The organism is Sphingobium olei, from assembly GCF_042678845.1.
Taxonomy (GTDB): domain Bacteria; phylum Pseudomonadota; class Alphaproteobacteria; order Sphingomonadales; family Sphingomonadaceae; genus Sphingobium; species Sphingobium olei.
In genome coordinates this window covers 1-9,534 of sequence record NZ_JBHTLS010000085.1, presented here as the reverse complement: position 1 = coordinate 9,534, position 9,534 = coordinate 1, and the positions used below count along the sequence as shown (strand labels likewise).

Annotated in this window: 10 protein-coding genes and 1 pseudogene; 5 read left to right on the top strand and 6 right to left on the bottom strand. The window is 62.9% G+C overall.

Annotated features, from left to right (window positions below):
- The 4 genes and pseudogenes from ACFQ24_RS05065 to ACFQ24_RS05050 form a co-directional block, all read right to left on the bottom strand.
- Nucleotides 1-1,099, bottom strand: a 1,099-nt coding sequence (locus ACFQ24_RS05065; protein WP_380909446.1) for a copper resistance system multicopper oxidase, incomplete at its 3' end; no start/stop codon positions are given.
- Between the two features lie 24 nt (nucleotides 1,100-1,123).
- Nucleotides 1,124-1,680: pseudogene (locus ACFQ24_RS05060) on the bottom strand (RNA polymerase sigma factor).
- Between the two features lies 1 nt (nucleotide 1,681).
- Complete coding sequence (locus tag ACFQ24_RS05055) at nucleotides 1,682-2,128, bottom strand: periplasmic heavy metal sensor (RefSeq protein WP_380909444.1); 447 nt, start codon at nucleotides 2,126-2,128, stop codon at nucleotides 1,682-1,684.
- A 10-nt stretch (nucleotides 2,129-2,138) separates the two neighbouring features.
- Nucleotides 2,139-2,399 (bottom strand): hypothetical protein, encoded by a 261-nt coding sequence (locus ACFQ24_RS05050; RefSeq protein WP_380909442.1) that lies wholly within the window; start codon nucleotides 2,397-2,399, stop codon nucleotides 2,139-2,141.
- A gap of 136 nt (nucleotides 2,400-2,535) precedes the next feature.
- Here ACFQ24_RS05050 and copC point away from each other — a divergent pair, with 136 nt between their 5' ends.
- Nucleotides 2,536-2,910, top strand: coding sequence for a copper homeostasis periplasmic binding protein CopC (copC, locus tag ACFQ24_RS05045; protein ID WP_380909440.1), 375 nt, complete (start codon nucleotides 2,536-2,538; stop codon nucleotides 2,908-2,910).
- A 314-nt stretch (nucleotides 2,911-3,224) separates the two neighbouring features.
- Here copC and ACFQ24_RS05040 read toward each other — a convergent pair whose 3' ends face one another.
- Entirely contained in the window at nucleotides 3,225-3,524 is a 300-nt protein-coding gene (locus ACFQ24_RS05040) for a hypothetical protein (protein ID WP_380909439.1), read from the bottom strand.
- Nucleotides 3,525-3,616: 92 nt separating this feature from the next.
- On the opposite strand from ACFQ24_RS05040, the gene ACFQ24_RS05035 reads away from it, so the two are divergent.
- On the top strand, nucleotides 3,617-4,033 hold the full coding sequence (locus tag ACFQ24_RS05035) for an SDR family oxidoreductase (protein WP_380909437.1): 417 nt from the start codon (nucleotides 3,617-3,619) through the stop codon (nucleotides 4,031-4,033).
- A 47-nt stretch (nucleotides 4,034-4,080) separates the two neighbouring features.
- On the top strand, nucleotides 4,081-5,733 hold the full coding sequence (gene fucP / locus ACFQ24_RS05030) for an L-fucose:H+ symporter permease (protein WP_380909448.1): 1,653 nt from the start codon (nucleotides 4,081-4,083) through the stop codon (nucleotides 5,731-5,733).
- A 92-nt stretch (nucleotides 5,734-5,825) separates the two neighbouring features.
- On the opposite strand, the gene ACFQ24_RS05025 is transcribed toward fucP, so the two are convergent.
- Nucleotides 5,826-6,605, bottom strand: a complete 780-nt coding sequence (locus ACFQ24_RS05025; RefSeq protein WP_380909435.1) for an IclR family transcriptional regulator — start codon at nucleotides 6,603-6,605, stop codon at nucleotides 5,826-5,828.
- A 147-nt stretch (nucleotides 6,606-6,752) separates the two neighbouring features.
- On the opposite strand from ACFQ24_RS05025, the gene ACFQ24_RS05020 reads away from it, so the two are divergent.
- A complete protein-coding gene (locus tag ACFQ24_RS05020) occupies nucleotides 6,753-8,294 on the top strand; it encodes an alpha-L-fucosidase (RefSeq protein ID WP_380909433.1) in 1,542 nt (513 codons plus the stop codon).
- 622 nt (nucleotides 8,295-8,916) lie between these two features.
- On the top strand, nucleotides 8,917-9,453 hold the full coding sequence (locus ACFQ24_RS05015; RefSeq protein ID WP_380909431.1) for a TonB-dependent receptor plug domain-containing protein: 537 nt from the start codon (nucleotides 8,917-8,919) through the stop codon (nucleotides 9,451-9,453).
- The last annotated feature ends 81 nt before the right edge of the window (nucleotides 9,454-9,534 follow it).

Sequence of the window (9,534 nt, the reverse complement as noted above, 5' to 3'; positions counted from 1 at the left end):
TGCCCATGTCCTTCATGGTGAGCAGCGGGCGCTGGCGCAGCGGCGGGATCGGCGCGACCATGCCGATCTGCGGCGCCAGCGTCGCGCGGACGAGGCCGGAGCGGTCGATCGCCTCGGCGATCAGGCCGTAGGGCTTGGCTTCGGTCGGCTGGACCAGCACGTCATAGGTTTCGGCGATGCCGATCTGGAACTCGTCAGTCTCGACCGGCTGGACATGCTGGCCGTCGCACTGGACCACGGTCATGGGAAGGCCGGGCAGCCGCACGTTGAAATTGGTCATGGCAGATGCGTTGACGATCCGCAGCCGAACCCGCTCGCCGGCCAAGAACAGGCCGGTCCAGTTTTCCGGCGTGCCATGGCCGTTCACCAGGAAGCTGTAGGTGGAGCCGGTGACGTCGGAAATGTCGGTGGGGTCCATCCGCATCTTGCCCCAGTCGATCCGCTCCTTGAGGCTCTGGTCCCTGCCCGCGATCAGTCCGGCCAGCGTCTGCTTCTGGAAATTATGATAGCCACCCATCTGCTTGAGGCGCTTGAGCAGCACATGGGGATGGACCGGCGACCAGTCGGACAGGACGATCACATGCTCGCGGTCCGCCTGCACCGGGTCCAGGCCGGCGGGATCGATGACAATCGGGCCGTAATGGCCCATCGCCTCCTGCATGCCTGAGTGGCTGTGATACCAGTATGTGCCCGACTGGCGGATCGGGAATTCATAGGCGAAGGTCTCACCCGGCCGGATGCCCGGAAAGCTGATGCCCGGAACGCCATCCATCTGGAACGGCACGATCAGCCCGTGCCAGTGGATCGACGTATCCTCCTTCAGCCGGTTGGTGACGGCGAGGCGGACAGTCTGCCCTTCCTTGAGGCGAATGAGCGGCGCGGGCAGGGTGCCATTGATCGTGATCGCATGGGCCGATCGGCCGCCGGTGGCGAAGTGGCTTTCACCCACGGTCAAGGCGATGGCCTCACCTGACAGCACATCCAGCGCGGGGTGAAGGCCCGCCGATCCGCTGCGCGCCCATGCGGGAAAGGCTTGGGCCAGGGTGAGCGCGGCGGCGCCTTTCATCAGGGCGCGTCGATCGAGAGACAGGGAAGCCATGCTCCCTCTTACGCGTGCGGCAGGCTAATCCCTCAACATTTCGCTCAGCTTCGCGCGCGCGCGGTAGAGCCGTGTCTCCACCGCCTTGGGGGTCACGCCCAGCACCTCGCCCGCCTCGATCTGGCTCATGCCCTCGATCGCGCAAAGCAGCAGTGGGTCTTTCAATGTCGCTGGCAGGGCGGCGACGGCGGCGTTGATCCGGGCGAGAGCGCGCGTGGACTCCAGCGCCTCCTCGGGCGTGGCGCCGTCATCGCGTATGTCGAGCGCGTCGTCGATAGGGCGTGCGCCGGTGAAGAAGCGCCGCACCGCGCGCCGCCGCGCCCAGTCACGGCATTTGTTGAGCGCGACCCGGGCAATCCAGACGCGAAAGGGACGGGCGTTGTCATAGCGGGCCAGGGCGGCGAAGGCGGCGACGAAGGCCTCCTGCGTAACGTCAGCGCCTCGTCCGCATCGCCGACATGGCCGCGCGCCAGCCGATAGACGGCGTCGCGGTGGCGCTGCATCAGCCCGGTATAGGCCGACTGGTCGCCAGCCAATGCGCGGGCGACGAGCGCGCGATCCTCGGGATCGGCGGCGCTCACTCTATCGCTGGGACTGGGCAGGCTGCGTCAGCGCCTTGACGACGGCGGCGTCGAACTGCGCCGCCTGATCGGGGCGCAACACGCCGCGCATGGCGAAGATGTGCTGCAACGTCTCTTTCTGCAGTTGGCCCATCACATGATGCGTTCGGTCGACCGCCGCGCCGACCTTGGGCCCATAGCCATGCTCGGCGGCTATCGCGGCCGCCAGCCGCTGGTTGTCGGCGCGCATCTCCGCCTCCAGGCCCGCGCGGCGCTTGGCGAAGGTCTCCTCCAGCGCGTGGATGCGCGTTTCCTGTGCTGCGTCCAGGGTGAGCCGCTCATGCAGCAGCGCGTGGACCTCGCTCTCCACGCGGGGAGCAGGGGCAAGCCAGGTGCGTGCCACCAACACGGCCGCCAACGCGGCGGCAAACGCCACCAGCGCCACCAACAGGTAGCGGCCCGCGCTCAACGACCCGCGCTCACTGGCCGAGCAGCCGCGAGGGCGCATAATCGGACATGCCGATCGGCAGAGGCGAAGCCTGCGCCGGCGCGGCCGGCAGGATGGTGCCCGCCCAGCCGATGCCGATCGCCAGCAGCCCCGCCAGCGCCAGACTGCGCCGCGCCATCGCCTGCTCGCGCCGCCGCGCAACGCCCGCGATCACCGCGCCGTCGATCCCCGTCAGCCGGGCGTCGGTCGGCATGGCGCGCATCGCATCCAGCATCCGGTCAAGGTCGCTCATCGTCATCGTCTCCATGTTCCCGCACCGCATACGCGCGCCGCGCGCCGATCCCTCGTCGGAAATTATGCGCAGCAGATGAGGGAGCGGGCAAGTCTATGCGTAAAGCCCCTTATCCATCCTTGCCGGAGACTGTCCCATGAACCGTTCGCTCGTCGCCCTGATCGCCGCCGCCGCCATCGCCCTGCCGGGCGTCGCCGCAGCGCACAGCAAGCTGCTCTCGTCCAGCCCGGCGGCGAACGCAACCGTCGCCAAGCCCACGAAACTGACGCTCACCTTCTCCGAAACCTTCCTCGCGCCAATGAGCGGTGTCGAGATCGTCATGACCGGGATGCCCGGCATGGCCGATCATCCGCCGATGCCGATCAAGGGCTTCAAGACCAGCGTCGAAGGCAAGACGATGACCGTCACCTTGCCCCGCTCTCTGCCCGCCGGCAGCTATGACCTTAAATGGCACATCGTCGGCGCCGACCAGCACAAGATGGAAGGCAGCTACAGCTTCAAGGTCAAGTAAGCCGCCGTGGGCGATAGGGTGCTCATCGCGGTGCGCCTCGCGCTCATGCTAGACCTTGCCCTGCTCATGGGCCTGCCACTGTTCTGGTGGGTCATGGGCATGGCAGGCCGGCGATTGGTCATCTTTGCGCTGGCGCTAGGCGGCGTCTCGACGTCTGCACTGTGGCTGCTCGCCAGCGCATCATCGATGGCGGGCTCCGCCATGATGCCTCCCGACTGGACGACCGTGCGGATCCTGTTAACTCTGACGCCGCTGGGCCTTGTTCTGGCGGTGCGTGCGACGGCCTTGCTGATCGCTGCTATCTGTGCGGCGGCTCATCGGCCGCGACTGGCGCTCATTCCCGCAGCCGTCGCCGCCGCGACGCTGGCCTGGACAGGACATGCCGGCGCGACCGAAGGCATGGCGGGCACGCTCCACCGCGCCGCCGACGTGGTGCATATATGGGCGGCGGCGGCCTGGATCGGCGCGCTCGCGGTGCTTCTCGGGACGTTGCTGACACTGCGAACCGACATGGCCGACGTGCGGCGGGCGTCAACCATGCTGGCGCGCTTCTCGGTGATGGGAACGTTGGTCGTCCTGACATTGGTTGCAAGCGGATCGATCAATGCGATCATGATCGTGGGTTGGGAGCGACTCCCGGAACTGGTGGCCAACCGATACGGAATACGCCGACCTTCAAGAGGCCTTTTCGATCAATGTCGCGGCGATGTCGCGGCTGATACGGGTCGTATTGCCCGGCATGATCGGTGCGGGGGGCGGTTCGATCATCAACATCGCCTCGGTCGCGGGTGCCATCATCGGCGTGCCCGACCGCTTCGTTTACAATACGACCAAAGCCGCCGTGGTCGGACTGACCAAGGCCATTGCCGTGGACTATGTCACACAGGGCATCCGATGCAATGCGGTTTGCCCAGGCACCGTCCACTCGCCCTCACTGGAAGAACGGCTGCGCTCGACCGGGGATTTCCATGCGGCGCTGGCCCAGTTTTCCGCCCGGCAGCCAGTCGGAAGGTTGGGCAGGCCGGAAGAGGTGGCGGCCATGGTCCTATGGCTGGCGAGCGATGCGGCGGCGTTCGTGACAGGGCAATGCCATGTGATCGACGGGGGCTGGTCCAATGCCTGACGTCCGGTGATCGATACAAATAGAAGGGGAGGTGAGCGGTGTCATCGATGCATTTTGAAATAGCAGAACCATCGGGAAGTGGCGGCGAGCGGCCGGCACCTCTGGTGGAGCGCCGCTTCCTGGTGGCATTCGCAGTCGTCACCAGCCTGTTTTTCATGTGGGCGATCGCCAACAATTTCAACGATATCCTCATCAAGCAGTTTCAGAAGGCGCTCGAATTGTCGCGGATGGAATCAGGCCTGATCCAGACTGCTTTCTACTTCGGCTATTTCACCTTCGCGCTCCCCGCGGGATGGTTCATAGCCCGGCGCGGCTACAAGGCAGGGATTGTCACCGGCTTGGGCCTTTATGCGGTTGGAGCGCTGCTCTTCTGGCCAGCGGCCGGAGTGCGGGCGTTCGGCTTTTTCCTTGTCGCGCTTTACATCATTGCTGCGGGTCTGGCCTTCCTGGAAACTGCGGCAAATCCTCTGATCGCCGCCATGGGACGCGAGGAGAGCGCGGCGCGGCGACTGACGTTCGCCCAAAGCTTCAACGGGCTCGGTGGTGTGATCGCGCCGTTCATGGGGGGCGCGCTGATCTTCTCCGGCATCGAGCATAGTGTCGCCGAGATGGCCGCCATGTCTCCTGCGCAGATCGACGCCTATCGCGCGGCCGAAGCCGTTGCCGTGCGACTGCCTTATGTGGGGCTCGCCGGCGTCGTCCTGCTCCTTGCAGTGGTAGTCATGCTGACCCGCTTTCCTGTCATTGCCGAAGAAGGGGCGACGAACCAGACCGGCGGCGGCCTGGGTGCGGCGCTGCGCAGCGCGCGTTTGAGGGCAGCTATACTCGCCCAGTTCTTCTACGTGGGCGCGCAGGTGACGGTGTGGAGCTATTTCATCAATTTCGCTCAGGACCAGACCGGCGTGGGTGAGAAGCTCGCTGCGCAATGGCTTGGCATCAGCCTATTCCTGTTCATGATCGGTCGGTTCGCCGGCGCTGCGCTGATGCGCTATGTCCCCGCGCCTCGGCTGCTGACTGCCTACGCATTGATCGCGGCGGTGCTATGCGGCATTGCGATGGGCGCTGGTGGCCTCGTCGCGGTCGTCGCGCTAGGACTCACCAGCCTGTTCATAGTCCATCATGTTCCCGACCATCTTCACCCTGGGTCTTGCAGGACTGGGGCCGAACAAGCGGATTGCCTCTTCGCTGATCGTCATGGCGATTATCGGCGGCGCCATCTTCCCGCCGCTGACCGGCCTCATCGCAGAGCGGCTCCATTCCCTGCCCATGGCGATGTTCGTGCCGCTGGTTTGTTTCCTGGTGATCGCATGGTTCGGCCGGCGAGCGATGCATGCGTCTGCGATGGGAGCGGCGTGATGGCAAGGCAGGTCTATATACTCGATCTGAGCGATGATGCGCTGGCCCAGGAATATGAAAGATGGCACCAACCGGGCAACGTTCCTGCGCAGGTGCTGCGGGATATCGTCGATGCCGGCAACACGCTGATGGAGATTTATCGCACCGGCGATCGGCTGGTCATGATCACCGAGACTGCGGGCGATGCCGCGCCAAAGGATCGGACCGGCAGTGTGGAATCGCAGGCTTGGGAGGCGCAGATGGACCGATTCCAGAAGCCCGTCCCGTCAGCCGGCGATGGCGTGAAGTGGCAACCCGCCGATCGCATCTTCACGTTGGCCGATCACCTGAAGAAGGGCGTTTGACCTGGCGGTTTCGCTTGGCGGAAGCACCGGGCAACCCGGTCTTTTGATCCATCAGCAACGCTCCGTGGCTTCCGGAACCTGAGCGGACGAAGTCAGGGCTGATAACCCAGCCGGTCGGAAATTCGTTCGGTCGTGCGACGCAGCATGTCACGCGCCGCTTCGATTTCTACCTTCTGCGATCCGTCGATGAACGAGAGGAACGGGATGGTGAGCGCCGCAACGACATGCTTGTCGAAACCGAAGACCGGGAAGCTGATGTCGGTAACGCCTTGGGTTATCGGACTTGGCCTGCTGTCGAACCCGGTCTGACGGATCGTCTCCTGCCGCTCTGCCAGCCACGCTCGGTCCACCGTCAGATGTCGTTCCTCCTCGACCTCGCGTAACATCCGATCGACCCGCGTGGGACTTGAATAGGCGAGGATGACTTGGCCCGAACAGCTTTTAACGATATCGACGATGGTGCCGACCTTGAGGGAAAATCCGCGAGTGCCGGGCTGCTCCTCTCGGGCAACGACCATGCCGTGCCCACGGGCGGGCACCACCAGATGGCAGGACTGGCCCGTTTCGAGCGCCAGCCCCTGCATTTCGGGCAAGGCAGCGCGCACCAGATCCTGTGACGGGGTAGCCCGGAATGCGATGTCCAGCAGCTTGTATGTCACCGTATATCGGTCTGTCGTCTGTGATTTCCGCAGATATCCCAGATTCTCCAGTACCACGACGATCCGGAACAGTTCGCCCACGGTTCGCCCGAGATCGGCGGCGATCTCGCTCACCAGCGCTCCCCTTGGTTGGGTGGCCAGATATTCCAGGATTTCGAAGGTCTTTTCGACTGCCGGCGCCGCATAGGCGCGCTTGAGTTCGGATCGCGGCACGATTGATCATTCCCTTGGCACTTGGTCTCGGTGCCGATGTTCGATTTTGTCGAACCGTGCTGCAATTGCAAATTGAAAATATGTTTGTAAATATGCAAACCATAGGCAATGGTCGCCCGTTAAGAGGCGCGTGTGAAGGAGAATGGGGTGGCAGGCTTTACCAAACGTGAGGTTCTTGGGGTGCCATTGGCAGCCGCCTTTGGCTTGGCGCAGGCACCCGCGAGCGTCGGCGCCCGGCAAGTGTCTGCGAAAATTGCCTCCGGTCATTTCGACTCGTCGGTAGAGAGCCTGAACCGCTATGAGGTTCCTTCCTGGTTCGCTGACGCCAAGTTTGGCATCTGGGCGCACTGGGGCCCTCAGGCGGTCCCGCGGCAGGGCGACTGGTATGCGCGCTTCATGTACGTGCCGGGCCACCCGCACTACGACCATCATTTGAAGACCTACGGTCATCCCTCGGAGAAGGGCTATAAGGACATTATTCCGCTTTGGACGGCGGAGCGCTTCGATCCCGAAGCGTTGATGGCGAAGTATAAGGCCGCGGGCGCCAAATATTTCGTTTCGATGGGCGTCCATCATGACAATTTCGACCTCTGGCGCTCGCGCCATCATCGCTGGAACGCAGCTGAGATGGGCCCCAAGCGCGATATTGTGGGCGCATGGAAGGCTGCGGCAAAGCGTCAGGGGATGCGCTTCGGCGTGTCCGAGCATCTCGGGGCAAGCTATACCTGGTGGCACCCTTCTCATCTATACGACCAGTTCTGGCCGATGCTGGGCCGTTCCTATGATGGCAGTGACGCCCGTTTTGCCGATCTCTACCACGACAATCCGGCCGAACCGTTCATCAACACGCCTCAGTCCTGGTATACGAAGAATACCGCCTTTCATCGCCTCTGGTTCGACCGCATCAGTGACCTGCTCGACACTTATCAACCGGACCTGCTGTACAGCGATGGCGGTTTGCCATTCGGTGAGACGGGGCGCAGTCTGCTGGCCCACTTCTACAACAGCAATATTGCCCGGACCGGCAAGCTTGAGGCGGTTTACAACTGCAAACAGACGGGCTCCGGCGAGTTCCACAGAGGCGCGGTGGTTCAGGACGTCGAACGGGGCGTGCTCAAGGGCATTCAGGATCGCCCTTGGCAGACCGACACATCCAACGCGGACTGGTTCTTCAGCGATAGCCACCCATACAAGTCGGCCGGCACGGTGATCGGCCTGCTGGCCGATATCGTCAGCAAGAACGGCAATTTGCTGCTGAACGTCACTCTCTATCCCGACGGCAGCCTGCCGCCCGAGTCCGATCGCCTGCTGATCGACTTGGCCGCATGGATGAAGGTCAACGCTGCCGCGATCCATGGCACGCGGCCTTGGAAAATCCATGGGGAAGGCCCAACCGAAACGCGGGACGGAATGTTCCAGGAAGATGTGGCTTACACGGCGCAGGACATGCGCTTCACGACGCGCGGCAACTCGCTTTATGCGATCACTCTAGGGGAACCGCGCGGCAGCATAGCGATCGCATCGCTGGCGGCGGGCAACCCGTACGATCAGCGCCGCATCAGGCAGGTCACCTTACTGGGCAATCCCGCAGCGCTAGACTTTCGGCAGGATGGGTCTGCACTGACGGTTGCACTGCCGGACCGTTTGCCAAGCCGCCTGGCCAGCGCCTTTCAGTTCGATTTCGCATGATGGGAAGAACCGGATCATTCGGAATGGGTAGGAGCGCTCCGTTCGATGGCGGATCGCGCGGGTATGGCCTTCATCCATACGCGCCAAAGTCGGCAGGATCATATCGGCGAAAAGTCGGCAATCCCCGCACGCGTCCGATACCGATGGGTCGAACAGCGATTTGGCAGCCGTAACGGGCGGCGGGTCTTCAATGCGGCGGATATGACAAGACGATGTCGCAGGGCTCGACTATGTCGTGCAAGCGAGCCGCGGCACTACGGGATCAATTGAAAGAGTAACTGATTCAGCCCGAAAGGGTAGCCTTATGGATGCTCTTCATGTCGTGGCATCGGATAGTCCGGCGTTCGACATGCCGCGACCACCGAATAGGCCGGTCTCGTCTTGAGGGGAACGTCGCTCTGGCAGTTCGCTTGGGTCGAACAGGTTCCTCCAGCTAACGGATATGTCTAACATGTATTTTGCATTCAAGCCTTGCGCGGGACCGCTAAGTGACTCTATAAGTGCATTACTCGTACAATAGGATTCGAGGGTTATGCGGCGCGAAATCGGCTTAGTTCGGTGTGCGGTTGTCTAACGGATCAATAGGAGGCGGCTCAGGATTGGAGCCGGACTGGGGAGGGGCATGATGGGAAAAATTTCCATTCGTTCAGATGGGTTATTGTTTGCCGGTGCGTCGTCGCTCGCGCTGGCCATTTGCGCGGCAAGTACGTCGGCCTTCGCGCAGGACGCGGATGACAGCGCTGCCAAGGAGGCCGACCCGCCTTCGGATGCGGCTATCATCGTGACCGGCGTGCGTGGAGCGCTGCAGACCGCGGCCGTGCGAAAGAGAAATGCCGACACGGTTATGGATTCTATAACCGCGACTGATATCGGCGCTTTCCCGGACAAGTCGGTTGCCGAGGCGCTTCAGCGCGTTCCAGGGATCACCGTCAATCGTTTTGCTCTAAACACCGACACGGCGCACTTCACGGCCGAACCTTCCGGCGTTATCGTTCGGGGCCTTCCGCAAGTCCGCAACGAGTTCAACGGCCGCGACACCTTCTCCGCCAACAGCAGTCGCGGACTGTCTTGGGGTGATGTTCCGGCCGAACTTCTGGGCGGGGTCGATGTATATAAGAGCCCGATCCAAAAGTTGTTGAGCAATACCAGCATGTTATGATTCACGCCGTCCTTGCGAGAGATGGAGTGATCAATGGCATGGACTGGCATTGCTCGAGATGAGCATAGCCGCAAAGGACTG

Excerpts from the sequence above, each read along its gene's own strand:
- ACFQ24_RS05040 (WP_380909439.1), bottom strand. The coding sequence starts at position 3,524 with ATGATCGCATTGATCGATCCGCTTGCAACCAATGTCAGGACGACCAAC.
- ACFQ24_RS05035 (WP_380909437.1), top strand. The coding sequence starts at position 3,617 with ATGTCGCGGCTGATACGGGTCGTATTGCCCGGCATGATCGGTGCGGGG.
- copC (WP_380909440.1), top strand. The coding sequence starts at position 2,536 with ATGAACCGTTCGCTCGTCGCCCTGATCGCCGCCGCCGCCATCGCCCTG.
- ACFQ24_RS05015 (WP_380909431.1), top strand. The coding sequence starts at position 8,917 with ATGATGGGAAAAATTTCCATTCGTTCAGATGGGTTATTGTTTGCCGGT.
- ACFQ24_RS05050 (WP_380909442.1), bottom strand. The coding sequence starts at position 2,399 with ATGAGCGACCTTGACCGGATGCTGGATGCGATGCGCGCCATGCCGACC.
- fucP (WP_380909448.1), top strand. The coding sequence starts at position 4,081 with ATGCATTTTGAAATAGCAGAACCATCGGGAAGTGGCGGCGAGCGGCCG.